At 65.7% G+C, this 25,063-nt stretch carries 22 protein-coding genes; 5 read left to right on the plus strand and 17 right to left on the minus strand.

The annotated features are described in order from the left end of the window. Window positions 1-14: 14 nt before the first annotated feature. Window positions 15-3,065, minus strand: coding sequence for an aminotransferase class III-fold pyridoxal phosphate-dependent enzyme (locus N7E70_RS24425; RefSeq protein WP_263007904.1), 3,051 nt, complete (start codon window positions 3,063-3,065; stop codon window positions 15-17). 130 nt (window positions 3,066-3,195) lie between these two features. On the opposite strand from N7E70_RS24425, the gene N7E70_RS24430 reads away from it, so the two are divergent. Next, window positions 3,196-3,633 (plus strand): Lrp/AsnC family transcriptional regulator, encoded by a 438-nt coding sequence (locus N7E70_RS24430; RefSeq protein WP_263007905.1) that lies wholly within the window; start codon window positions 3,196-3,198, stop codon window positions 3,631-3,633. Between the two features lie 36 nt (window positions 3,634-3,669). Here N7E70_RS24430 and N7E70_RS24435 read toward each other — a convergent pair whose 3' ends face one another. After that, window positions 3,670-4,725, minus strand: a complete 1,056-nt coding sequence (locus N7E70_RS24435) for an alpha/beta hydrolase (protein WP_263007906.1) — start codon at window positions 4,723-4,725, stop codon at window positions 3,670-3,672. A gap of 26 nt (window positions 4,726-4,751) precedes the next feature. Beyond that, the gene (locus tag N7E70_RS24440) at window positions 4,752-6,107 is read right to left on the minus strand and encodes an MFS transporter (protein ID WP_263007907.1); all 1,356 of its coding nucleotides are present in this window, start codon (window positions 6,105-6,107) and stop codon (window positions 4,752-4,754) included. Between the two features lie 126 nt (window positions 6,108-6,233). Between N7E70_RS24440 and N7E70_RS24445 the strand changes: the two genes are divergently transcribed. Together N7E70_RS24445 and N7E70_RS24450 are read left to right on the plus strand one after the other, a co-directional pair. Further along, complete coding sequence (locus N7E70_RS24445; protein ID WP_263007908.1) at window positions 6,234-7,202, plus strand: LysR family transcriptional regulator; 969 nt, start codon at window positions 6,234-6,236, stop codon at window positions 7,200-7,202. Between the two features lie 48 nt (window positions 7,203-7,250). After that, window positions 7,251-7,751 carry a peptide deformylase gene (locus tag N7E70_RS24450; protein ID WP_263007909.1) on the plus strand — a complete coding sequence of 167 codons (501 nt, stop codon included), beginning with the start codon at window positions 7,251-7,253 and terminating at the stop codon, window positions 7,749-7,751. A 22-nt stretch (window positions 7,752-7,773) separates the two neighbouring features. Here the strand turns inward: N7E70_RS24450 and N7E70_RS24455 are convergent, their stop codons facing one another. Genes N7E70_RS24455 through N7E70_RS24500 form a run of 10 tightly spaced genes read right to left on the minus strand, consistent with a single transcriptional unit; the run spans window position 7,774 to window position 18,496 of the window. Beyond that, entirely contained in the window at window positions 7,774-9,222 is a 1,449-nt protein-coding gene (locus N7E70_RS24455; protein ID WP_263007910.1) for a M81 family metallopeptidase, read from the minus strand. A gap of 22 nt (window positions 9,223-9,244) precedes the next feature. Further along, a complete protein-coding gene (locus tag N7E70_RS24460; protein WP_263007911.1) occupies window positions 9,245-10,153 on the minus strand; it encodes a CobW family GTP-binding protein in 909 nt (302 codons plus the stop codon). Continuing rightward, window positions 10,150-11,643, minus strand: a complete 1,494-nt coding sequence (locus N7E70_RS24465; RefSeq protein ID WP_263007912.1) for an amidohydrolase family protein — start codon at window positions 11,641-11,643, stop codon at window positions 10,150-10,152. Before N7E70_RS24465 ends, N7E70_RS24460 begins: the two co-directional genes overlap by 4 nt. Next, window positions 11,636-12,457 carry an ATP-binding cassette domain-containing protein gene (locus N7E70_RS24470; RefSeq protein WP_263007913.1) on the minus strand — a complete coding sequence of 274 codons (822 nt, stop codon included), beginning with the start codon at window positions 12,455-12,457 and terminating at the stop codon, window positions 11,636-11,638. The genes N7E70_RS24465 and N7E70_RS24470 overlap by 8 nt, the downstream gene beginning before the upstream one ends. Then, window positions 12,450-13,280, minus strand: coding sequence for an ABC transporter ATP-binding protein (locus N7E70_RS24475; protein WP_263007914.1), 831 nt, complete (start codon window positions 13,278-13,280; stop codon window positions 12,450-12,452). The genes N7E70_RS24470 and N7E70_RS24475 overlap by 8 nt, the downstream gene beginning before the upstream one ends. Before the next feature lie 2 nt (window positions 13,281-13,282). Beyond that, complete coding sequence (locus N7E70_RS24480) at window positions 13,283-14,179, minus strand: ABC transporter permease (protein WP_263007915.1); 897 nt, start codon at window positions 14,177-14,179, stop codon at window positions 13,283-13,285. After that, window positions 14,172-15,161, minus strand: coding sequence for an ABC transporter permease (locus N7E70_RS24485; RefSeq protein ID WP_263007916.1), 990 nt, complete (start codon window positions 15,159-15,161; stop codon window positions 14,172-14,174). The genes N7E70_RS24480 and N7E70_RS24485 overlap by 8 nt, the downstream gene beginning before the upstream one ends. Before the next feature lie 13 nt (window positions 15,162-15,174). Next, window positions 15,175-16,779 (minus strand): ABC transporter substrate-binding protein, encoded by a 1,605-nt coding sequence (locus N7E70_RS24490; protein ID WP_263007917.1) that lies wholly within the window; start codon window positions 16,777-16,779, stop codon window positions 15,175-15,177. A 26-nt stretch (window positions 16,780-16,805) separates the two neighbouring features. Further along, window positions 16,806-18,362 carry a serine hydrolase domain-containing protein gene (locus N7E70_RS24495; protein WP_263007918.1) on the minus strand — a complete coding sequence of 519 codons (1,557 nt, stop codon included), beginning with the start codon at window positions 18,360-18,362 and terminating at the stop codon, window positions 16,806-16,808. A gap of 5 nt (window positions 18,363-18,367) precedes the next feature. Continuing rightward, on the minus strand, window positions 18,368-18,496 hold the full coding sequence (locus N7E70_RS24500; protein WP_263007919.1) for a hypothetical protein: 129 nt from the start codon (window positions 18,494-18,496) through the stop codon (window positions 18,368-18,370). A 213-nt stretch (window positions 18,497-18,709) separates the two neighbouring features. Between N7E70_RS24500 and N7E70_RS24505 the strand changes: the two genes are divergently transcribed. After that, window positions 18,710-19,312 (plus strand): helix-turn-helix domain-containing protein, encoded by a 603-nt coding sequence (locus N7E70_RS24505; RefSeq protein WP_263007920.1) that lies wholly within the window; start codon window positions 18,710-18,712, stop codon window positions 19,310-19,312. A gap of 58 nt (window positions 19,313-19,370) precedes the next feature. Here N7E70_RS24505 and N7E70_RS24510 read toward each other — a convergent pair whose 3' ends face one another. Next, a complete protein-coding gene (locus tag N7E70_RS24510) occupies window positions 19,371-20,834 on the minus strand; it encodes an MFS transporter (RefSeq protein ID WP_263007921.1) in 1,464 nt (487 codons plus the stop codon). Between the two features lie 277 nt (window positions 20,835-21,111). Here N7E70_RS24510 and N7E70_RS24515 point away from each other — a divergent pair, with 277 nt between their 5' ends. Continuing rightward, window positions 21,112-21,351, plus strand: a complete 240-nt coding sequence (locus N7E70_RS24515; RefSeq protein WP_154386811.1) for a hypothetical protein — start codon at window positions 21,112-21,114, stop codon at window positions 21,349-21,351. A 207-nt stretch (window positions 21,352-21,558) separates the two neighbouring features. On the opposite strand, the gene N7E70_RS24520 is transcribed toward N7E70_RS24515, so the two are convergent. The 3 genes from N7E70_RS24520 to N7E70_RS24530 form a co-directional block, all read right to left on the minus strand. Continuing rightward, window positions 21,559-22,770 (minus strand): serine hydrolase domain-containing protein, encoded by a 1,212-nt coding sequence (locus tag N7E70_RS24520; RefSeq protein ID WP_263007922.1) that lies wholly within the window; start codon window positions 22,768-22,770, stop codon window positions 21,559-21,561. After that, a complete protein-coding gene (locus N7E70_RS24525; protein ID WP_214387693.1) occupies window positions 22,767-23,147 on the minus strand; it encodes a chlorophyllide reductase in 381 nt (126 codons plus the stop codon). Before N7E70_RS24525 ends, N7E70_RS24520 begins: the two co-directional genes overlap by 4 nt. Before the next feature lie 553 nt (window positions 23,148-23,700). After that, window positions 23,701-24,837 carry an NAD(P)/FAD-dependent oxidoreductase gene (locus N7E70_RS24530; protein WP_263007923.1) on the minus strand — a complete coding sequence of 379 codons (1,137 nt, stop codon included), beginning with the start codon at window positions 24,835-24,837 and terminating at the stop codon, window positions 23,701-23,703. Between the last annotated feature and the right edge of the window lie 226 nt (window positions 24,838-25,063).

The raw sequence follows: 25,063 nt of genomic DNA on the forward strand, positions 1-25,063 counted from the left end.
GCGCGGGCCTTGAGCTACGCGCCTTCGACCGAAGCCGCGGCGAACGCCTCCTCGAGCACGCCGACAAGATGGTCGGCATTGGCACGGCTGAAGATCATCGGCGGGCGCATCTTGAGCACGTTGTCGTGCGGGCCCTCGGTGCCGATCAAAACGCCGCGCGCCCGCGCCCCGTCATTGACCTTGCGGGCGAAGGCGGTTGCCGGCGCCTTGGTCCTGCGGTCGGTGACCAGCTCGATGCCGAGGAACAGGCCCTGCCCCCTGACGTCGCCGATGATTTCGTGACGCTGCTGCATCTCCCTGAAGCGCTGGACGAGATAGGCGCCGACATCGGCGGCATTGTCGCGCAGGCGATCCCGCTCGATGACGTCGAGTACGGCGAGACCGGCGGCACAGGACACCGGGTTGCCACCGAAGGTATTGAAATACTCCATGCCGTTGTTGAAGCGGTCGGCGATGTCACGCGTGGTGACCAGCGCCGACATCGGATGGCCGTTGCCGATCGGCTTGCCCATGGTGACGATGTCAGGAACCACACCCTGCGTCTCGAAGGCCCACCAGTGGCTGCCGACACGGCCGAAGCCGACCTGCACCTCGTCGGCGATACAGAAGCCGCCGGCGGCGCGAACCATGGCGTAGACCTCCTTGAGATAGCCCTCGGGGAGAAACACCTGGCCGGCGACGCTGGGGATGGATTCGGCAATGAAGAAAGCCGGTGCACGGTTCTGCCTGCGCATCGTCTCGATCTGCTCGGCAATACTTGCAGCGAAGCGTTTTGCATGCTCCTCGACCGGCCAATCCTCAGGCGCGCGAAAACTATCGGGAATTGTCGCCTCGAAGACATGGGCCGGCCGGCCCTTGCCGCCCTTGCGCTTGTATTTGTAGGGGCTGAGGTCGATCAGCTCCTGGGTGGTGCCGTGATAAGCCCAGTCGAGCACCAGCGCGTCGTTGCTGCCGGTCAAGGTGCGCGACATGCGCAGCGCGAGCGAATTGGCCTCGCTGCCGGAGCAGGCGAAGGAGGCGACCGACAGGCCCTCGGGCAAGGTCGCTGTCAGTCGCTCGGCATAGGTGACGATGGCGTCGTGCAGGTAGCGCGTGTTGGTGTTGAGTTTTGCCGCCTGGGTGACGATGGCCTCAACGACATCGGGATGGGCGTGGCCGAGGTGGCAGACATTGTTGAAACAGTCGAGATAGGCGCGGCCGCGGTCGTCGATCAGCCAGGCGCCCTCGCCGCGCACGAACTTGATCGGCTCGGAATAGGAGATCGACAGGTTGGGCAAAAGCAACGTTTTCCGCGCGGCGACGATCTCGGGGCGGGTGCGGCCGGTCTGGTGAAAGGTTTCGGGCGGGATGCCGGCAAGCGTCGCGGCATCGGGGAACAGCTCGGCCCAGACGTCGAGATAACGCGCCTCGCCGACGCCGAGAATGTCGCGGGCGGCGAGATCGGGGTCGGTCGAGATCTGGAAATGCAGATGCGGCGCCCAGCCGCCGTTCTCGGCCGGCGCGCCCATTTCACCGACCAGCGCGCCGGCTTCAAGCGTCTCGCCCGGCTTCAGCCGCGCCATCGCCTCATGCGCCATATGTCCCCACAGCGTGACGAAGGGCGGGCAGCCCTCAGGGGCATGTTCGAGCGCGATCAGGCAGCCATAGCCAAGTGGGTCTTCTTCGATCTCGACGCTTTTGACCGTGGCGGCGAGCGGCGTGTAGACCCTGGTGCCTGCCGGCAAAAACAGGTCGAGGCCGAGATGATGGATCCGGCGGGCGCCCTCGACGAAGCGCGACCAGAAAATGTCCGAGGTATAGACCGTACGCGCCTCGCCCCAGGGGCCGATGCCGAGTTCGACGCCGTGTTCGGCGCACCAGGCATCCCACCAGGCGGTGGCCTTGTCAGGCTGCTGGCCGGCGGAGGTGACGGTCATCGGATGGGACGGATCGCCATAAGGCACCAGCGCCTTGACCTGGATTGCCGGATGACGGTCGAGCACAGGCGCGAAGCGCTTTTTGTTGGCCTCTATCCAGGCAGTGACAGCGCGGGCGCCTGGTGTCGCGTCGAAACCGCAGGCGTGGCGCAGAATGGCGGTGGCGAAACGACGGTTCATCGCGCCGAGACGGCGCAGCAGCCGCCAGGCCGGCGCTTCCGAGATGGCGAGATAGGGATTGTCGCCGGTCTTTTCCTTGCGCTGCGCCGACATCGTGACCGAAATGACCAGGCGCATGGCGATGAGATCGAACAGGACGTCGAGCTCATCCTCGCGCAGCGGATATTCGGCATGGAAGCCGGCGGCCAGGGTCGCCGCGGCGCCGATCGGGTCCGAGACATCGAGGATCGAATAGGCGCAGGCGACCGCGACTTCGGCGATCACAGGCGAATGGAGCGCGTCGCCGAAATCGATGATGCCGGCAACCCGGTCGTGGTCGTCCTCATCGACGAGCACGTTCCAGTCATTGGCGTCATTGTGGATGACCTGGGCACGCAGGCCGGCGAGACGGGGTGCCACGGCGACGTCGAAATGGTCGAGCAGGCGGCGCAAAAGCGCGCGGTCGGCGACATCGGGAACATGGTGCAGGCGTTGGCGCGCGGCGCCGGCCTGGCGGATATCCCAGTCGAAGCTCCTGATCGCGCCGGGATGGATGAAGCCCTGCAGCGCGCCGTCGAGCCGGCCGAGCGCGCGGCCGAGATTTTCGAGCAGCTTCGGGGTGCGCGCCGCTTCGGCCAGCGGCAGGCCCGGCAGCCAGGACACCAGCCGCAGCGCATGGCGCTCGCCCGAGGCACCGGTCGCTTCCGAGAGCGCCGCACCGTCGGCGGACGGCTTGAGGCGGGGAGCGGCGACGCCCGAGCGCGCGAGATGATCGAGCAAGGCGACCTGAAATTCGCTTTCGGAGGCCGGCTCGCTGGCATTGATGATTTTGAGAATCCACTGGGCGCCGTCGTCGGCCGAGAGCTTGAAGTTCTGGTCGCGCTCGCTGTCGAGGGCTGCGACGCGCCCACTCACGCCAAACCGGCTCGACGCCAACTCGGCGGCCTCGCTAAAGGAGAATGCAGGCGCGGGATGGGTCACGTCGGTCATGGTCTATCCGGATTTGCAGTTGACGGAGCTTGGCACGGGCCGAAAAATCGGGCATCCGGCAAAGCGCCGGTTGCACCGGCACTATGACTGCATGGACCGGCACTTTAACGGCGCAGATCGGAAGCGGGAAATGAAGGAACTCGACGCCAAGGACAGGGACATTCTGGGGATCCTGTCGAAGGAAGCGCGCATCCCGCTGAAGACGCTTGCCGGGCGCATCGGGCTCTCCCGCAGTGCGACCAGCGAACGCGTCGCTGTGCTGGAAAAGAGCGGTGTCATCCGCGGCTATCGCGCCGATATCGGCCAGATGGACAGCAGCCTGGTGTCGGCCTTCCTGATGGTGACGCTGGTCTCGACACCGTCGATCGGAGTGCTCGACCAGTTGGCGCGTTATTCGGAAGTGCGGCGGGTGTCGTCGGTGACCGGACAGCTCGACCTGATGGTCGAGGTCGAGGTGCCGTCGATCGACCGGCTGAACACGCTGCGCGACATCATCGCCACCCATCCGAGCGTGCAGGACCTGACGACGCTGATCGTCCTGCGCCGGGACATCGAGCGGCGGGAGTAGCCGGCGGCATCGGATGCCGTGGGCAGTCAGGGCTGATCAGGCGGTCTGCAAGGCGCGCCGGAGCGCCGATTTCCAGCCGGCGATGAAGGTTGCTGAAACGCGCGCTTCGGGAACCATGGTGTCGAAGCCATGATAGGCGCCCGGCACGACCGACAGTTCGACCGGCACGCCGGCCTCGACGAGTCGCCCGGCGAAAGCCATCGATTCCCGGGCGAACAGATCGAGCGTACCGACGCCAATCCAGGTTTCGGGAAGACCGTGCAGGCTTTTTGCCCGCGCCGGCACCGCGCCCTCGGGGGCGGCCTCCATCACCGGCTTGCGCCCGAGCACCGAAGCCCAGCCGAAGGCGTTGGACTGCCAGTTCCAGATGAATGTGCCGACATGAGCCGGCGGCTGATGCAAGGCGGTACGGTCGTCGAGCATCGGGTAGCGCAACGCCTGGAAGCGGATGGGCAGGTCGTCACGGTCGCGCGCCCGGAGCGAGACGGCGGCGGCAAGGCCGGCGCCGGCACTTTCGCCGAGCAAGGCGATGCGGACCGGGTCGATGCCGAGTTCGCCGGCCGAATGGTGCATCCATTCGAGCGCCGCATAGGCGTCATCCAGGCCGGCCGGGAACGGATGCTCGGGCGCCAGGCGGTAGTCGACAGACACGATGACGGCGCCGAGCTCGGCTGCAAGCTGCTGCAGCTCCTGAATGGCCACCTCCGGCTTGCCGACGACGAGGCCGCCGCCATGGATGTGCAGGACCGCCGGCTTGCCGGCTGCCCGCGGCGCGGGGTCGAGGACCACGACGCGCAGGCGCGGATAACCGGCCCCGCCCTGGATGAAGCGATCCTGCGGCTGGATCGCCGGCAATGGCAGCGCCGGCGGGAACTGGGCGCTGCGCACCGCCTGGAGAGTGTCCATGCCGAGATCGAGCGGCGGGATGTGATCGAGGATCGGGCGCAGCTCGGGATCGACGAGGTCAAGCGGGTCGAAGGCGGCAGCGGTCGCCGGTTCGGTTGTGGGCGACGCCGCTTCGGCGCGCTCGTCTGTTGCAAACATGAGAGCGGAAAAGGACATGGCGGCGAGTTCCCTGCGATTGAGGTGCATATTGGTCTCCTGAGATTTGACGTGGATTACCGGCCGGCCGAGGCGGCCGGGCGCGACGACGTGGAAAAGAGGAAGAAACCGGCGACAGCACCGGCAAGCAGGATGATGGCGGCGGTGGTGAAGGTGGTCGCGTGAGTGACGGCTCCCGCCGGCATGGTGGCAGCGACTGATATCAGCAAGGCGAGGATCGAGGCGCCACCCATCTGGAGCGAGGTGTTGGTGAGTCCGGAGACCATACCGGCTTCGCCCTTGCGGGCCGAGGCAGTGGCGGCTTCGGTGAGGCTGACGAAGGAGAATGACGAGCCGAAGCCGCCGATGGCAAAGGCTGTGATGGTGAGCAGCAGATATGGCTCCCCGGCAGCGACAGGCAGAAACGACAGGGCCAGGGACGACAGGCTCATCAGGGCAAAACCCAGGGCGGCGATGCCGCGCGGCGCCATGTAGCCCATGGCGACAGGTGCCAGGCGGGCGCCGACGATCGAGGCGAGTGCGAAAGGCAGGAACAGCAGCCCGGTTTCGAGCGCATCGAGGCCACGCAGCTGCTGGAAATAGAGCGAACCGAAGAACAGCGAGGTCAGTGGACCAGCGGAGTGGATGAAGATCAGGGCATTGGCAACGGCGACCGGGCGGTTGCGCAGGACGTCGAGGTCGAGCAGAGGGGCTGCGCTGCGCCGTTCGATGAGAACGAAGAGGGTGAGCAGGACGACGGCACCGCCCCACAGGACGAGGGTGATCGGCGTGGGGTGCGACGTCTGCGCGATGGCAAGCGTGAGCGCACCGAAGCCGAGGGTTGCGGTGGCAGCTCCGGCCCAATCCATGGGGGCGGCAGGCATTTGATCGTCACCGGTCCCGCCGCCGGCGCGGCGGGTCGCCCAGGCCATGATGAGGCCGAGCGGGACATTGATCAGAAGTGCCGACGACCAGCCGAAGGTGCTGGTGAGCAAGCCGCCGAGCAGCGTGCCCGAGGCGACGCCGACAGTGGCCGAGGAGGCAAACAGGCCGAGCGCGCGCAGCCGCGCCGGACCGCTGGGATAGTACAGGGTGAGCAAGGCCAGTGAGTTGGCGGCAAGCAAGGCGGCACCCGCCCCTTGCAGGGCGCGGGCGGCAATCAGCATCGGCATCGAGATGCTCAAGCCGCCGATCAGCGAGGCGAGCGCGAAGACGACAGCGCCAGCGGCGAACATGCCGCGGTGGCCGAGGCGGTCGCCGGCGCGGCCGGCCAGCAGCAGCAAGCCGCCGAAGGCCAGGGCATAAGCGTTGAAGACCCATTGCAGGTCGCGCTCGGTGGCGCCGAAGGCTTGCGCCAGCGCGGGGCCGGCAACCATGAGGACCACGGCATCGATGACCACCAGGAATTGGGCGCCGCAGATGATGAGAAGCATCAACGACGCGGGTTGTGCCGGCGTGCCGGCTTCGGGTGAGGAGGAGTGGGGAAACATCTGGTTCATGGGAACAAGATAGATTATCCCGACGAGGCAGATAATTTGTCGAATCTGGAATGACTCTCCATGAATAGGAATAATCAGCACCCCAATGCTGCCAGGGACGAAAGGCTGCCGCCGGTCGAGGCCGTGGTGATTTTCACCCGCGTCGCCGAGACGGGCAGCTTCACCGCCGCGGCGCGCGCGATGGGACTGCCGCTGGCAACCGTCAGCAAGCGCGTGGCCGAGCTCGAGGAGCATCTCGGCATCAGGCTGATCGCGCGGACGACCCGGCGATCGTCGTTGACCGAGCCGGGCAAGCGGTTCCTGACCCATGGCCGGCTGATCGTCGATGCCTTGCAACGTGCCGCCAAGGAAGCGGCGCAGGCGGTGGCGGAACCGTCGGGGCGGCTGAGGCTGACGATGTCGACGGTTCTGGTCGAGGCCGGACTGGGACGGCTGGTCGCGCGCTTCGTCGCCGCCAACCCCAAGCTGCGCTGCGAGATCGACGTCTCCGACCGTTATGTCGACCTCGTCGCCGAGGGCTACGATCTCGCCATCCGCGTCGGCAAGCTCAAGGACTCGACGCTGATCGCCAGGAAGATCGGCAGCACCGAGGCCTCAATGTTTGCCGCGCCGTCATTGGTCGCCGAGCGAGGCCTGCCGTTAACCCCCAGGGCGCTCGACACCTATCCGCTGATCGGCGAGCAGATTTCACCCGCCGATGCGCAGCAATGGCTGCTGCAACACGCGACGCAGAAACAGGCGAAAGTCGAGTTCAAGCCGCGCATGTCGGCCAACAGCGTGCGTGCCATCGCCGAGGCGATCGAGGCCGGGCTGGGCATCGGTCGGCTGCCGACATTCGTCGGCCGCAAGATGGTCGAGCGTGGCCTGGCCGTGCCGGTGCTGCCGGAATGGGCCGGACCGGGGCTCGACATTTCGCTGGTCTATGCCGCCCATCGCGGCATGCTGCCTGGCGTGCGGCTGTTGATCGACCAGTTGAGCCGCGAGGCAGGTGCATTGTTCTCCGGCCACACGGCGCTGGCCGCGCGGTGACTTTCGCGTTATGCGCCTGCCGGACCCTGCTCGAGGCGGAGACCTGACGTGCCCATCCGGACAATCGTGAAATTTCCCGATCCGCGCCTCAAGCTCGTCGCCGAGCCGGTGACGGCATTTGGCGACGAATTGCGCGCGTTGGCGGCCGACCTGCTCGACACGATGCGCGCGGCACCGGGCATCGGCATCACCGCCCCGCATATCGGCATCGCCAGGCGGGTGGTGGTGCTTGAGCTCGAAGGCCCTGAAAGCGCCAGGACCTACGTCAACCCGCGGATACTCTCGGCCTCGGAGGAGACGATGCTCCACACCGAAGGCAGCGTCTCGATGCCTGGTGTGACCGATGAGATCAGGCGGCACGCACGCGTGCGCATCGGCTATCAGGATCTCCAGGGCAACGAGCGCACCGAGGAAGCGGAAGGTCTGCTCGCCGTCTGCCACCAGCACGAGATCGACCAGTTGGACGGCATGTTCTGGATCCAGCGGCTGTCGAAGCTCAAACGAGACCGGCTGGTCAAGCGCTACGACAAGCTACAGCGGGCGACCTAGATCGCCCGCTCATCCGGCAATACTACGCGGTCACCGGCCATTTCGGCAGCTTGATCCTGGTGTACGGCAAGCTGGCGAGGTTGGAGGTCAGCGTGCCTTCCGAGGCGGCGTAGATCACGGCGCTGGCGACCTTTTCGTAGGAGGCGCGGAAATGCTGGGTCGACTTGACGACGACGATCCTTTTCGTGCCGAGGTCACAGCCGATGTTGCTGAACAGGTCGGTGTCGATCGCCTGCGACCGCTCGGAAGCCAACAGCACCTCCACGCCGCCGCAGTCGATCAGGGCGCAGTCGCCCATCGGCTGGGGCACGCCGCCGAGGCCGGTCATGACGTGGTCGCGCTTGAGCGCGACGACGCGGCAGGTGACGTCGACGGGGTCGCCTGAGCGTGGCCCGACCTTGCCGCCGACGCGCAACGGCAGCACTGCGCCCTCGCCCGCCTCGAACACCAGGCGAACGGCGATCGGATCCCAGAGCGGGCCGATGACGGCATCCGACATGCCGCGCGCGATCATGCGGGCGAGGAAGAAAGTCGAGTCGCTGGCGGCACCGCCGCCGGCATTGTCGGCGGTATCGGCGATGACGACGGTACCTGCCGGCGCGACGAGGGCTTGGTCGAGCGCCTCGTCGATCCCGGGCATCGGCGGCACGATCTCGGCGCGCATGGCATAGAGGTCGTTGGCCAGGCGCTGCGCCAGCGACTGCGCCAGATCCTCGTTGTCGTCGGTGTAGACGACGACGCGTGTGCCCATTTCGGGCACATCGGCCCACGGAAAGCCTTGCGCGATAGACACCGACAGCACCTTGTCCTTCTGCTCCATGGCGCGGATGCCGCGGATGATCGACAGGCCGGGCTCGGTGGTGGTGCGGATCAGGCTGACCATGCCGGTGTCGACCAGCGCTGCCTTGGGCCTGATCTCGCCGGTGGCGATGCGGTGGCAGAGGTCGACGAGCTGGACGCCGCATTCATAGACGTCGGTGTGCGGGTATTCCTTGTAGGTCAGAAGGATGTCGACACTGTCGACCATCTCCGACGTCATGTGGCAGTGCGGGTCGAGCTCGCAGCCGACAACGGTGTCGGGGCCGACGATCGCGCGGATGCGGGCGAGGATATCACCTTCGCAATCGTCATAACCGTCGGCGACCATGGCGCCGTGCAGCGACATCAAGACCATGTCGACCGGCAGGACGGCGCGCAGGTCGTCGAGCAGCTGGTCGCGCAGCGTCTCATAGGCGTGCCGGGTCGTGGTGCCGCCGGGCTCGGCGGAGGCGCTCAGCCCTTCGAACAAGGTCCAGCCCTCGCGGCGCCCGCGTTCGCGCGCCGCCCAGAGCTGGCCGCCATACAGCGTCATGTGATCGGGATGCTGGCCGGCGGGATAGTAGTCGCCGCCATGAACGAAGGCGCCAAGGCCGGTGGGGATGGGCGAGAAGGTGTTGGTCTCGGTCGCAAGGACGGCACTGAACACACGCATGATGGATAACTCCGCTTGCGAATTAAGGGGCAGTGATTTCGGCGAGACCGGCATGCGCCGTCTCGGCGTCGAGGACGCTGGCCTCGGCGATCAGGACGAGGCGGCAGTCGGGCTCGAATTTCGGGAGTGGCTGCAAGGTGGCGCGGCGGCCGACGAGCTGCAGCAGGAAACTCTGCCCCGGCCGCTCGACGAAACTGACAATGCCCTTCGCACGGACGAGTTTGGGCGCAAGGCGGTCGATGGCAGCCTGGAAGCGCTCGAGCGCGACCGGCCCCGACGACTGCCATTCGATCGAGGTGAAGCGCGATGCGCCGAGCTTGGGCTGGCCCGGCACTGGCTGCGGCCGGTCGCTGACCAGCAGCGCCTCGATCGGCAAGGCATCGCCATCGGTTTCGAAGACCAGCGTCTTATTGAGCCAGACGAGTTCCGCCCGCAGTGCCTCATTGCAGCTTTCGCTCAACCCGGTCTTGGACAAGGCGATGAAATCGGCCGACTCGACCTGGGCGCGCCAGAGTTCGTCGCGCAGGCGGGCCGGATTGGCGGCGACCTCATCGGCGTCGACCACGGCAACGACCGCATCGAGCCTGATATCGTGCCATAGGATCGGGTCCATCAGCGTTTCAGTGATGCCCCTGGGGTCGGCGACGCCACTGGCTTCGATGACGATGTGGTCCGGCTTCACGGGCTGGGACAGCACCAGCTTGAGCGTGCGCAAGAGGTCGCCCTGCAGCGAACAGCAGATACAGCCGTTCTTCAGCCCGACCACCGTGTCGGCGGCATCGGCGATCAGCTCAGCGTCGATGTTGATGGCGCCGAAGTCGTTGACGATGGCGCTGATGCGGCGGCCATCGGCACGCTGCAGGAGCTGGTTGATGAAGGTCGTCTTGCCGGCACCGAGGAAGCCTGTGACGACGAGGACAGGAACGCTCACCGGTCGCCCCGCCTGATCGGGCGCCCGGGGGCCGCCGCTTGGTCGAGGACACCGTCCGAGATCACCGCCTGGCCGTTGACCAGCACGTGGCGCATGCCTTGGGCGGGCAGGTTCATCTCGGCGAAGGTGGCGCGGTCGGCGACGGTGGCGAGATCGAAGACGACGATGTCGGCGTCGCAGCCTGCCTGAAGCCGGCCCTTGCGCTTGAACAGCGGCGCGCAGCTCTCGACGATTTGCGCCGGAATGAGCGTGCATTTGGCTATCGCCTCGGCGAGTGGAATGGCATCGCGCTCGCGCACCCACTGCCGAATGAAGCGGGTGAAGGTGCCCGAGGAGCGCGGATGGGCGGTCTTGTCTGCTCCGAGCGGCCACTCGTCGCCTTCGTAGGGCGAGCCGTCGGGCTGGCTCCACGGCATGGCGTCGGAGGCGATGGCGCCGCCGGGATAGATGACGGAGACGTCGAGCAGTGCGCGGTGGCGCGGATTGTCCTCGGTGTCGAGGAAGTGCCAGAGCACCAGCGCGGAAGGATCGGCCTGCCTGACCTGCTTGAGGTCGTCGATGCCGTCGAGGCGACGATGGGTGGCGACAAGCTCGATGGCGTCGTAGCCGGTGCCGGTGCGGGCGGAGAATGCCGGATCGACGAAGAAGCCGGCGCTGACGACGGTCGAGCCGGTGCCGTAGGGATATGCTTCGGTGGTGATCCTGAGCCCTTGCGCCTGCGCTTTGGCGATGATCGCCGCAGCCCGCTCGACGTCCTGCAGGCTGGTCGAGTTGAGGTGGCAGATGTGCATATGCGCGCCGGTGGAACCCGCAAGGCCGATCAGCGTGACATAGGCCTCGATCGAGCTCTTGGGGTCGATGTTCGACATCTGCGCGATGTGGGTATAGGTCGGCGTGTCGGTTTCGGCGGCGAGATCGCAGATCAGGCTCATTTCCTTGGCGCCGGCGCCGGGTGCATAACCGGCCGGGATGCCAATGCCGAGGCCGCCCTCTTCGATGCCCTGGCGGGTCAGTGCCACGATCTCGTCTGCCTGCGCTTCGGTCGCGGCATCGGTCGACCAGCGCGGATCGTCGAAGCCGCGTCCCATGACAGTGATCGGCGCTTCGCCCGGCTTGAGCTCCAGCCCGATCATCACCGCCTTGCGGGCAAAGATCCAGGCCGAAGCCGTGCCGTAGTTGAGCAGGCGCGCGGTCCTTGCCTGCGCCTCGTACCAGCCGGCGACCGGCAAGGCGCCGACTTCCAGTTCGAGCGCAGTGGTGACGCCATCGAAGGCCTGCATGCGGTCGGCCGGAACGGACTGGCCATGCGCATGCAGGTCGATGAAGCCGGGGGCAACGATCAGGCCGCTTGCGTCGATCACCTCGAGCGCCGGACCGAGATCGGCACCGATGGCAGCGATGCGGCCGCCCGAAATGGCGACATCCGCAATCTCGTCGCGCCCGGTCTCGGGGTCGATGACGCGCCCGCCTGATATGACGATGTCATGCATGGACAGCCCTTTCGGCGGCGCGGCGCTTCTTGCCCGGAACGGCATCGATCAGCCGGCGGGTGTAATCGGTGCCAGGCCTGCGGAAGATTTCCGACGTCGGGCCGACCTCTTCGAGCACGCCATGGTTCAACACGGCGACACGCTGGCACAGATGATCGACGATCGACAGGTCGTGCGAGATGAACAGCATCGCCAGCCCCTGCTCGCTGCAGATGGTGCGCAACAGCTGCAGCACCTGCGCCTGGCTGGAGACGTCGAGCGCCGACACCGGCTCGTCGGCGATCAGCAGTTTCGGGCCGGACGCCAGGGCACGGGCGATGGCGATGCGTTGGCGCTGGCCGCCGGAGAACTGGTGCGGGAACCGCTCGATCCAGTCCGGATTGAGACCGACCTGCTGCATCAGTTCGGCCGCACGCCTCGTCAAGGCCGTGCCCTTGAGGTCGGTGTAGGATTTGAGCGGCTCGGCCAGGATGTCGCGCACGCGCCAGCGCGGATCGAGCGAGGCATAGGGGCTCTGGAACACCATCTGGACGTCGCGGCGCTTGTCCCGCAGCGCCTTGCCGCGCAGGGCAAGCCAGTCGAGACCGTCGAAGGTCACCGCGCCCGCACTCGGCTCGGTCAGCCGCGCGATGATGCGGCCGATCGTCGACTTACCCGAACCGCTTTCGCCGACGAGACCGAAGGCTTCGCCACGCTTGATGGTGAAGCTGACATCGTTGACGGCGGTCAGCTGACGCGGCTTCTCGAACAGGCGGCCGGACAAGGTGAAGTGGCGTACAAGGCCGCTGACTTCGAGCAGAACGTCATCAGCCATGGGCGGCCTCCGCCTGCATGTGGCCGGCGCCGAAGCTTGGCCGCGCGTTGAGCAATTGTTTGGTGTAGGCATGCTTCGGACGGCTCAGCACGTCGCCGACATGCCCGGCCTCGACGACGACGCCATCCTTCATCACCACGACGTCCTCGCAGACGTCGCCGACGACATCGAGGTCATGGCTGACGAGGATCATGGCCATGCCCTGCTCGCGGCTCAGCTCCTGCATCAGCCCGAGGATCTGCGCCTGCACGGTGACGTCGAGCGCGGTCGTCGGCTCGTCGGCGATCAGCAAGGCCGGCTTCAGCGCGATCGCTGCGGCGATGACCACGCGCTGGCGCATGCCGCCCGACAATTGATGCGGATAGGCGTCGATGCGGCGGGCGGCGTCCTGGATGCCGACCCGTTCAAGCAGCTCCAGGCTGGCTGCGCGGATCGCCTTGCGCGACATGTCGGGGCGATGGAAACGGAACACTTCGCCGATCTGGTCGCCGACCGGCATGACCGGGTTCAACGTCGCCATGGCGTCCTGGAACACCATGGCGATGCGGTTGCCGCGCAGCTGGCGCCAGTCGCGCCGGGACAGAGCGAGCAGATCGCGGCCTTCGAAGGTGACGGCGCCACCCAGGATGGCGTGCGAAGCATCGGTCAGCCCCATCAGCGCATAGCCAATGGAGGATTTGCCCGAGCCGCTTTCGCCGACGACGCCAAGCACCGAGCCTGCTGCAACCTCGAAGCTGACGCCGTTGACGGCACGGACGGGACCGCTGCGGCTTGGGTAGTCGACGGTCAGATCGCGGACGGAGAGCAAGGAAGAGGTTGTCATGGTCACATCCTCTCCAGCCGGGGATCGAAATAGTCGCGCAGGAAATCGCCGAACAGGTTGATCCCGACCGACGAGATCAGCACGGCGATGCCGGGCGCAATCACGATCCATGGCTGCTCGTAAAGGAAGTCGCGGCCCTCCGAGATCATGACGCCCCAGGATGCCGTGGGCGGCTGGACGCCGAGGCCGAGGAAGGAGAGTGCCGCCTCAGAAATGATGACCAGGGCGATGTCGAGCGTGGCGACGACGAGCACCGCCGGCAGCACGTTGGGCAGGACGTGGGTGAAGATGATGCGCAGTTGCGACACGCCCATGGTGATCGCCGCGTCGACATAATCGAGCGTGCGGATGCGCATGGTTTCGCTGCGCACGATGCGGGCGAAGTTGATCCACAGCGCAAAGGCCAGCGCCATGACCAGCGTGGCGAAACCGGCGCCGAGAACGGCCATGAAGATCAGCGCCAGCAGCAGGAAGGGAAAGGCGAGCTGGAAGTCGACGATACGCATGATGATGGTGTCGACGATGCCGCCGAAATAGCCGGCAAGCGCCCCGAGTGTCGAGCCGACGACAAGCGCTATCGACACCACGATCAGCGCGACCTGGATCGACACCTGCGCGCCCATCACGGTGCGGCTCAGAATGTCGCGGCCCATATTGTCGCCGCCGAGCAGGTTGGTGGTCGAGCCGCCGTCCTGCCAGACGGTTGGGGCGTAGCGCCATTCGATGACCTGCTGGGCGTGGTCGTGCGGGGCGATGGACTTCGCAAAGACCGCGCAGAGCACGACGATGCCGATCAGAAACAGGCCGGTCAGGCCTTTGGCGCTGCGGCCGAGGCTGCCGAGGAAGCGGCGCTCGACGACTGGCCTGGTTGCAGCGGGGACGATCACGGCCTCAGTCATTGCGCACCCTCGGGTCGATGAAGCGGTACAGGATGTCGACGATCAGGTTGAGCGAGATGAACAAGGCCGCCGACACCAGCACCACGGCCTGGATGATCGGATAATCGCGGACATGGATCGAATCGACCGCCAGCCGGCCGATGCCGGGCCAGGCGAACACCGTCTCGATGACGACAGTGCCCGACAAGAGCGCGCCCATCTGCAGGCCGGCCAGGGTGACGATCGGCAACAGCGCGTTGCGCAGCGCGTGGCGCAGGATGATGGTCAGGCGCGGCGCGCCCTTGGCAGTGGCGAAGGTGATGTAGTCCTGCTGCAGAACCTCCAGCATGGCCGAGCGGATCAGCCGCGCATTGACCGCCACCAGCACGAAGGCGAGCGAGACCGACGGCAGGATGAAGTAGCGGAAGGCATTCCAGAAGATGCCGATGTCGCGCTCGGCAACGGCGCGGCCGATGCTGGCAAGCGCCGAGCCGCGATAGCCGGAGGCGGGCAGCCAGCGCAGCTCGATCGAGAACCACAGGATCATCAGCACGGCGAGCAGGAAACCCGGCATCGACACGCCGAGCACGGCGATGAAGGTGCCGGCATAATCCAGCCAGCTGTCGCGCTTGAGTGCGGTGACGATACCGAGCGGGATGGCGATGACGAAGGCCAGGAGCAGCGTCCAGAAGGCGAGTTCGCCGGTCGCCGGCAAGCGGTCGGCGATCAGGCTGGTCACCGGGACGCCCTGGCGGATCGAGGTGCCGAGGTCGCCCTGCACGGCATTGCCGAGATAGGCGACGAACTGCTCGGGCACGGAGCGCGTCAGCCCCATCTTCTCGCGCAACGTGTCCATGTCCTGGACGCTCATGCCGGGATTGCCGGCGGCAATCACGTCGACCGGATCTCCCGGCACGAGCTTGACCAGCGAGGCCACCACAAGGATGACCCCGAGCAGGATGACGGCCGCATAAAGCAGCCTCGATACGACCAGCCTCAGCATCCGTCGGCGCGGGTCACGAGGCCATGCCGAGCAAGTCGACGCGCAGCTCTCCGCCCGGGTTCATGCGGGCGTCGACGACGTCCTTGGCGACGACGGCGAAGTTGAGCGGCTCGAACAGCGGCTTCCAGTAGGCTTCGGTGACGACCTTGGCCTGGATCTTGTCGAGGATGACTTGCCTTGCCGCCGGATCGGAGGTCACGCGCTGCTCGGCGATCATGCCGTCGAGCTCGGCGTTCTCGTGGAAGGCCCGGTTGAGCGCGCCCTTGGTGTGCAGCACCGGGTAGACGATGTCGGCGTCGGTGTAGGAGTAGGTCGAGATGACCATGTCCTGCCCGCCCTGTGCTGTGATGGCCGCCCATTGGGCAATCGGCAGGGTCTCGATAATGATCTCGACGCCGATCTCGCGCAGCTGCGCCTGGACCACCTCGGCCGTACGGCGGATGACCGGCGTGTCATTGGCGACGAGCTTGACTTTCAGACCCTTGTCGACACCGGCCTCGGCCAGCAGCGCCTTGGCCTTCTCGGGATCGTAGCCATAGGACAGCTCGGCGGTCTTGGGCGAATAGCCCGCGATGGAGCTTGCGATCGGCGACGTCGCCGGCACGGCGAAACCGTCGAGCGCAAAGGCGATCAGACGCTTCTGGTCGATGGCATGGGCGAAGGCCTGGCGCACTTTCGGATTGTCGAAGGGCGGACGCTTCTGGTTGAACACCAGCGCGCGCATCATCTGTGCCGGGCGCTCGAGCATGATCGCATCCGGGTTGCCGCGCAGGCGGCGAACACTGTCGAGCGGTACCGAAGCGCCGCCATACATGGCGTTGATCTCGCCGGTTTCAAAGGCGGCGATGCGGGTGGAATCCTCGGGATAGTGGAACAGCTCGACGGCATCGACACGTGCGAGCGCGGCGACCGGTGCATAGTCGTCATTGCGCTCGAGACGCATGCCGCGATCGGTCGACCAGGACACGAATTTGAACGGACCGGCACCGACCGGCTTGCGTCCGAACTGGTCGCCCGCCGCTTCGACCGCAGCGCGCGAGATCGGCGCGGAATAGCCGAGCGTCAGGCCGACCCAGACGGCAACGAAGGGCTCCTTGAAGTGATAGGCGACGGTCAGCGGGTCGACCGCCTCGGCGCGCTCCAATGGTCCGAGGAAGAACGCGCTGGGCGAAGCGGCTTCTGGCGCCAGATGACGCGCGACGGTCCAGGCGACGGCTTCGGCGTCGCAGGGCGTGCCGTCATGGAACTTGACGCCGGGCTTGAGCTTGAAGGTCAGCGTCTTGTTGTCATTGCTGAAGGCCCAGCTCTCGGCGAGGCCCGGCAAAACCTCGCCGTCGAAACCGGCGCGCGCTAGCGGCTCATAGATCATGTCCATCGTCGTCGAGGACACCGACAAGGTGGTCTTGTGCGGATCGAGCGTATCGGGCTCTTCCGAGCGGCCGACGCGCAGCGTGCCGCCGGTCTGCTCGGCCAGGGCCTTGCCGGGCAATCCAAGCATGGCTGTGGCCGTCAGCGCTGCGGCGCCACCGAGGAAGGCGCGGCGCGTCAGCGTCGCCTGCTTGAGATAGGAACGCGCCAGGGCGTCGAACTGTTCTGAGGTGAGAGTGCGTAGGGACATGGTGGACCTCGCCGTAAAGTGGTTGATCAGGCTCGCTTGAAGGCCAGTTTCTTGATGCGGTCGGAATTCATTTCGAAGCCGTCTGAAGTCACCGCCAGCGTCGCGTTCCACGGCAGGCCGGGGCGCATATCGGTACCGGGCTGCAACAGGAACCACAGGTCGGCATCGGCGGCGACGATGGGGGCTGCCATGGCGCCGAGCCCGGAGCGCAGGCGGAACTCGCCCTTCGAGGCGTCGCCTGATATCTCGACTTCGAGGTCCTGGGCCTTGTTGACGTAGCGCCCGGCGAGCGGACGCGCAGCGGTGGCACCGGCCTGAAGCGGCGCGTAGAGGCGCGGCGTGCCGCAGAAGACACCGTCGACCTTGCCGTCGGCGCGCGGACTGAGCACCAGATCGGTGATGGCGCGCTCGGGCTTGGCGCCGCCCTGGTGGCCGAAGTCGAAACCGCCGACGCCGCCGGCGTTGAGGAAGGTCGGCACGCCGTCCCTGGCAACGATCTCGAAGACGTCGGGGCCGCCCTCCTGCCGGTAGCGGCCGGGCGCGAGTGCGATCGGCGCAGGCTGCGTGTCGCCGAAATAGATGTCGGCGATGCGCCGGCCAAGCGCGAAGGAGGCGACCTGGTCGTTGTTGGCGATGATGACGACGCCGAAGCCGTCATCGACGAAGCGTGTCGATTCCGACTTGCCGCCGGCAACAGTGCCGCCATGGCCGACGGCGCGGCGGCCGCGATAGACGTCGGTGACGAGGCCAAGGCCGTAGAAGCCGGTGGCGCCGTTGTCGAAGACGCAAGCGGTGCCCATGCGCTGATACATTTCAGGCGTGCCGACCTTGGGGGCGAACAGGTTCTGCTGCCAGACGATCATGTCGTCGAGCGTCGAGATCATGCCGCCCTCGCCGCCGAGATCGAGGCCCCAGTTGAGATTGGCCCAGCCTTCCTCGCGCTTGGTGTAGTGGGCAGCGAGCCGCTGCATCGCCGCGCCGTCGCGAACCAGAAGCGAGGTGTCATCCATGCCGAGCGGGCCGGTGATGCGCTTGCGCAGCACCTCGTTGAAGGTCGCGCCCTCGATCTGCTCGATGATTTCCGACAGCATGAAGAAGCCGGCGTTGCAGTAGGTCATGGCGCTGCCGGGCTTGAAGTTCAGCGCGTCCTGGCGGGCGATGACGTCGCGGCCGGTCTGGCGGTCGGACGGCGTGAAGATCGACAGGCCGGCGAAGATCATCGCTTCGAGATGATCACGAAAACCCGAGGTGTTGGACGCCAGATGCTCGAGCGTCACCGGGTGTTCGAGGCGCGGCACGTAAGGCAGGTGCTTCTGCACCTCGTCCGACAGGCTGAGCTTGCCCTCGGCCTCCAGCATCAGGATCAGCAGAACGGTGAATTGCTTGGTCTGCGAACCGATGCGGATGATGGTCTTGCGGTTCATCGGCACCGCATTGTTGATGTTGGCGAGACCGTAGGCGCCGGTGAAAATCTCGCGCCCATTCTCGGTGACGGCGACGACGGCACCCGGGCTGTCGGGGCCGGTGAAATCCTGAAACAGCGCATCGATGCGCGCGGTAAAATCGGCCGGTGCCTTGGTCATGCCGGTCACTCCCTTCCTGATGTCGGATAAGCGGCGGCGCCGAGCGCTGCGCCGGATGTGCGTGCAAAGACGTTGCCGCAGCGCATGTCGACTGGCGTCGATGCCGTGCCGTCCTGATGCCTGTAGCAACGCATGGTCCTGCCCTCCCGCAGTGGCCGTGGCAGTCCGCCCGGGGCGTGCTGCAGCGCAGGAGTCACCTGCAAAAATCAAAACTTTTGCCGTTCCCGCTTTTTTGTGATGCAATCGGTAAGATTTCTTTTTTGATACGTCAAGTCGTTTGCGTAAACGCTAAATCCCTGCCATTTTCAGAAAATGAAACCGCTCACGCCGCCAAGACCGGAGGCCATGTGACCCACCAACCGCGACTGAGCGAATGCTTGCGCGCCATGCGCCAACGCCATGGGCTGAAATTGCAGGAGGTCAGCGAGCGCACCGGGCTTGCGCTGTCGACGCTGTCCAAGGTCGAGAACGACCTGATGTCGCTGACCTACGACAAGATCCTGCAGATCTGCACCGGGCTGGATATCCCTGTTACGGAGCTGCTCAACTTCGAGCCGGCCAAGGGTGTCGCGCGGACAAGGCGCTCGGTCGTGTCAGACACCAACACGCTGCAGCTGGCGACGCGGAACTACGACTACCGCTATCTGTGCACCGATCTCACCAACAAGCGCATGGTGCCGATCATCGCCAGGATCCATGCGCGTTCGCTCGACGAATTCGGCCCGCTGGTCCGTCACGTCGGCGAGGAATTCGCCTATGTGCTGGACGGCGAGATCGAGATCCACACCGACCACTACGCGCCGACGCGACTCGCCGCCGGCGACGGCGTCTACATCGATTCGACCATGGGCCATGGCTACGTCTCGGTCGGCGACGGCGAGGCGACGATCCTGTGCATCTGCTCGGCGCCTGAATCCGGGCTGGAACAGGTGCTGATCGACCAGGCCTGACCGACGCAAGGTATCGAAGGCGGCATCGTCGAGAACCGCTCCGCAGGATTTTGGCGTGTCAGCCCCGCTGTCCGGTGAGGCGCACGACGCGCAGTGCGACGAGCACGCAGAGTGCGGGCGCCATCGCAAAGATGGTGCCGAGCCAGACGGCGGCGTTGGCGGCGCCCTCAGCTCCGCCCGGATCGGCAATGCCCGCGAAGTTGGCAACCATGCCGGCACAGGCGGTGCCGAGGGCCATGAAGAACAGTTGCACTGTCGTCATGCCGCCGGCGGCAAGATCCTGCTCGCTGGGCGGAGCACTCTGGAAGATGCGTGTGACCAGCCCGGGCCACGTGACGCCGATGCCGAACCCGACGAGCAGCAGGCCTAGGCTGATCGGCACGAGCAGCGACCGGTCGCCACCGCCATGGATCGGCATGAACAATGCAAACAGCACGAGACCGGCCAGCACGAGCAGTGGACCAAGCACCATCAGGCGGTCGGCATGCGCCTGCCAGCGTGAACTCATGAACGACGCAATGCTCCAGCCGAGCGACATGACGGCCGCGATGTAGCCGGACCAGAGCGGCGACTGGCCATGAAGGTTCTGCAGCAGGTAGGGCACGAAGATCTCGGGCTGTATGGCCAACATCAACAGCGCGACGGTGAGGTAGAGCACGCCCAGCGGCGTCGAGACATTGAAGGCGCCGCGCGGCAAGAGCCGGGCGCTGGCCCGTGCATCGACGCCGGAGATCAGCACGACGAGTGCAAGGCCGGCGCCGAGCCCGGCGAGGTTCCATGCCAACTGCGCCGACAGGCTGCCGGCAGACACGGCAAGCACGGCCACCGTCAGCATGACGAGCTGCAGGAACGGCACGGCGACGTGTTCGTTGGTGTCCCAGCTCTTCCTGGGCAAGGTGACGAAGGCGACGATGGCGAAGGCAACGCAGAACGGCAGCAACGAGGCGAAGCCGAGCCGCCATGCGCCATATTCGGCAAAGATGCCGCCGATGGCGGGGCCGACCAGCGTTGCGATGCCGAACATGGCCGAGGTGAGGCCGATGGCCCTTGCCCACAGATGCTCCGGCAGGACGATGCGGGTCAGGGCATAGGCGAGCGCGAACAGGAAGCCGCCGCCGAGGCCCTGGACGGCGCGGCCGAGGAGCAAGACCGGAATGCTGGGAGCAAGCGCTGAGGTAAGCGTGCCCAGGGCGAAGATCGACGTGGCGAGCACATAGGCGCCGCGCGGCCCGCTGCCGTTCAGCAGCTTTGCCGTCAGCGCCGAGCCGAGGATCGAGGCGACCACGAACAGGGTCGTTGCCCAGGCATAGAAGTCGAGCCCGCCGATGTCGGCGATGACCGACGGCATGGCCGTCGTTGCAATGTACATGTTGACGGCGTGCAGCGTGACGCCGCCTGCCAGCGCGAATGTGTAGATACCGTGCCTGCCGCTGAAGAGATCGCCCCAGCCCGCGGGTTTGGTCGCGGCCGCTGCGGTCGCAGTGCCGACGAGGGGCGCCGGCTGTTCAAGATCGAAGTTCATGTCGGCCTTTCCATTTTTCGTGCCGACACGTCTGTAAAACCTCAAGCCCTATTGAGGTCAACAGACAAAAAGACAAATGGATGTGGCCTGTGGGCAGCGACGAGACTGTCCGCGGCTAGAGCAACGCGCCAAAATTGTTCGCGGCGTGGGCTGCTATGGCTGGCCACAGCTTCCGGTCCGATGGCGTAGCAAGCCGCAGACCAGGCCGATGAGAAAGACCGAGGCCATCGTCGTTGCGACGGGCATGGCGGCCAACTGCACCCACCCGGGGAAATAGATGAGCAGGAATGCAACTGAAGTGACGCCGATGGCCAAAGCGGCCCCCCCAACGCTCGGCCAGCCGGGTCCGGATGACGCCCCTGAAAACCAGTTCTTCAACGGCTGTGGCGACGACGATCCAACCATATTCGGCCAGCGGCGAGGGCGACAGCTGGCCGGAGCCCAGCGCACGCCCTCCTCGGTGATCTCGCTGAACATCGCAGGCGGTTCAGCACGCCGCGGTCACGGGCCGCCTTGAGCGCCGGCGTCCACGGATGCCGGTGACAGAGACGACCGAGCCCGGACGAGGCGCCGCCTCACCCTGTCCTCGACGATCGCCACGGCAGCATGGCCGTCGTGCTCGCCGCCTTGTCGCTGCCTGGCCTCGGCAGCGCGGTGTCATGGCAGTTAGGACGACAGAGGGGATTGCGGAAATGACACGTGCGTCGTTCAGTCGATTGCTGACTCACTTTGGCGGCCCAAGCGCTTTCAGGAGCAGGTTGGCGGCAGGGACGGACGCACCATCTCCGGTAAGAGCGACCGCGACGATGGCGTTGTCTGAAGGCGAATAGGCAACAACTGCGCTGGCGCCAGGGGTGCCGCCGGCGTGCCCGATCCAGCGTATCGACCGGGAATCATCGGTCACGTCGAAGACCATGATCCCCAAGCCATAATAGGTGCCTGGATCGAACATAGGGTAGAGCTTCCTGGCCATCGTCCGGACCGTGTCGTCTGACAACAGGCGTCCGCCGAGCAAAGCGGCCCAGAAGCGGGTCATGTCGGCCGCGTCACTTACGATAGGACCAGCCGCGCCAGCCCAGCTTGGGTCAATAGGCTCTTCATGTACCGCCGTCAGTGGCGCGACACCAACGGCTCCGCCACCTGGAACAAGCGCCCGCATCGAGGTGAGCCCAAGCGGCGCAATGATCCGCGTGGTGATCGCTACATCGATCGATCGGTGATCGACCTTCCGGACAATTTCGCCAAGAAGGTCGTAGCCCGTGTTCGAATAGCGCCAGCGTCCCCCTGGGCAGAACATAGCCCCATGCCTGCGCGCAATCGCAAGGTTCTCCGCCGGATCGCGATAGCGCGGATCAGCATGCGCTTTCAGATCCTCATTGGCACTGAATAGCCCGCTGGTGTGGGCGAGCAAATCACGGACTGTGGCAACATCGCCATTCGGTACGTCCGGCACCCAAAGTGAAACCGGGTCATCAAGGGATAGTTTCCCCTCCTCAGCGAGTTGCAGGATGACGACCGCAGTGAAGGTCTTTCCAGCGCTGGCCCAAAACAGCCGTGGCGCATCTGTTGGAGCGCTGGTCTGTTGCCATAGACCTTTCCCAGGTATGGCGACCGCGGCCGTAATCGCTGACGCGGTTGTAAAGGCTTGGATACGCTCGTAGGTGACGTCGAGGCGACGCGTGGTTTCCGCCGGCAGCGCTTTATTCGGAACGGGTGGGGTCGCCGTGATGTCAACGGGGGCATGCAGCGGCGACCCCACATAGGCAGCGTGAACAGCGCAGTGAACTGGCTGATAGTCCGCCGCATGAGCGGGGATGCCAAACGCTGCGAGGCTCGCCACCCCAAGACCGGCAAGGATGAATTTGCAGGGTCTGCGCGTGGTTTCGATCCGACGGAAATGACGTTCGGAGAGCGAGGGTAGGTAGACGGGGCTCATTGACGTTTGCATCCTGCGCGATCGAGCATGTCCTTGACGATCAAGGGTGTTGCCGGCGTTTCCGCTGTGTCTTGACCCGCAGCAGCGGCCTTGAGGGCCTGGCGGACACTCCCTGCGTTCACGCGTAACGATGTCCGACAGGTCGCGTTGCCCATGCTGACAACCGCACCGGCGGCCTCGCCTACGCCGGCAAGGTAGGCGGCAAGAACTTGCTGCGCCGTCCGATCGGTCGGAGCCTTCTCCAGCATCTGCATCACCTGAGCGACTGAGATGAGGCCACGGGAGGTGGATGGCGTGGCCGTTGATGGCGATGCAGCGGGAATGGCGACGACGCAGGTGACAAGACTGATAGCCAGTTTGGCGAGGCGACGAGACAATGCAGGATCTCCTATGTTGGCCGTCACATTGATCTATGATCATAAATCATTGTCAAACGATAATTTTTTGGAGTTGTATTTTGATTCAGGCAAAGGAAAGAGAGAAGTCGTCCAGACATGGACCAATCACAAAAGATGATCGACATGACCGCCACGAGGGGCCTCGAATTGCGGATTCGACGTCTCAGTTGACTGATGGCGACGGGTTGCCTCGTCACATCCGGGCTGCTCACCGCAGCAATGTTCTTCTATTGGTTCATGACGCCGACGCGCACGCTGTTCAGCGAGGCGGCAATTGCGAATGCCCCAGCGACAGGGACCGATCTTTCCATTCGGGCACTGGCGTTCGGAATTTCGATGGTCACGCTCGGTACATTGATCTACGGATTTCTATACGCCCGTCGTTGCTGCGATGCCTTTGCGGTTGGCCATGTCTTCGCCAGCGAGCCGATCCGTTTCCGGACGTGCGGGATGATTTCGTCCGGTGCGCCGGCGCGGTCCGTCAAGGCATCGGCGGGGTGGTTGCGCGGGCCAGGCTGGCTGTCTTTGCTGCTCAGGCGAGCCCGAGATATGCCGCCAGTTCGCGCGCGGCGGCCCCACCCGCCCTGTTGGCGCCGATTGTCGACGCCGAAGGGCCGTAGCCGACGAGGTGGATGCGCGGATCCCTTGAAACCTGTGTCGCCAGCTTGCCGGCCATGACGATGCCGCCACCCTCCTCGCGAATCTGCAGCGGCGCGAGATGATCGAGCGAGCTGCGGAAGCCGGTGTTCCACAAGATGACGTCGGCACGCTGCTCGCTGCCGTCGGGCCAGCGCACACCGTCCTCGGTGATCTCGTTGAACATCGGCAGGCGGTCGAGCACGCCACGGTCGCGCGCGGCCTTGAGGGCCGGCGTCCATGGGATGCCAGTGACCGAGACGACCGAGCCCGGAACGAGCCCCCGCCGGACCCTATCCTCGACGATGGCCACGGCGGCGCGACCGTCGTCCGGCGTGAACGCGCGGTCGTGGAACTGCGGCTCGCGCCGTGTCACCCAGATCGTGGCGGCGACGCGCGAAATCTCGTCGAGCAGTTGCAGCGCCGAGATGCCGCCGCCGACGATGACGACACGCTGGCCGGCGAACGCCTCGGCGCTGCGGTAGTCGCGAGTGTGGAGCTGCCGCCCCTTGAAGCGCTCAGCACCTGGATAGGCTGGGATGACGGGCGTTTCCCAGGTGCCGGTGGCGTTGACTATGCCCCGGGCCGAGAAGGTCTCGCGATCGGTCTCGATACGCAGCCTGTCGCCACGGTCGCAGACGACCTTGACCGTCACCGGGCGATAGACTGGCAGGTCGAACTCGCGCTCATAGGCGGCAAAGTACTTCGGCACCGCGACCGACGCCCTGACCTGGGTGGCGCCCTCCTCGACGACGTCGGCGAACTGCATGCCGGGCAGGTCGTGGATGCGGTTGACGGTCGAGAGCGTCAGCGACGGCCAGCGATACTGCCATGCGCCGCCGGCCTCGGGCGATTTGTCCAAGATGACAAAATCGCGCCCGGCTTGAAGGCCGAGCTTTCTCAGATTGTAGGCGGTGGAAAGCCCCGCCTGGCCGGCGCCGATGACGACGATGTTGGTCTTGTAGGCGGCACGGAGATCACCCCTGGCGGGCGACGGTTCGGATCCGGGGCTATCGGCATCTTGGTCGGGCATGGCCCGGCAGAGATAAGCAGCCGAAGCCAACGGCGCAACGGGTCGGGCATCGACGCTTGGACGACGACGCGATGCTTCCAGCATATGGCGAGTACCCGACCGATGCGACAACCATCGCTGGCGCGTCATTATTTCGCATGTGATTTCAATGTGTTGGCGGAAACCAATTGTGAACCATTTGGAGCCTAGCGAGCGGCACAGCATTCACTGGCAGCGGGTTCGCGCA

Origin of the sequence: Aminobacter sp. NyZ550 (genome assembly GCF_025628925.2) — a bacterium.
Classification (GTDB): domain Bacteria; phylum Pseudomonadota; class Alphaproteobacteria; order Rhizobiales; family Rhizobiaceae; genus Aminobacter; species Aminobacter ciceronei.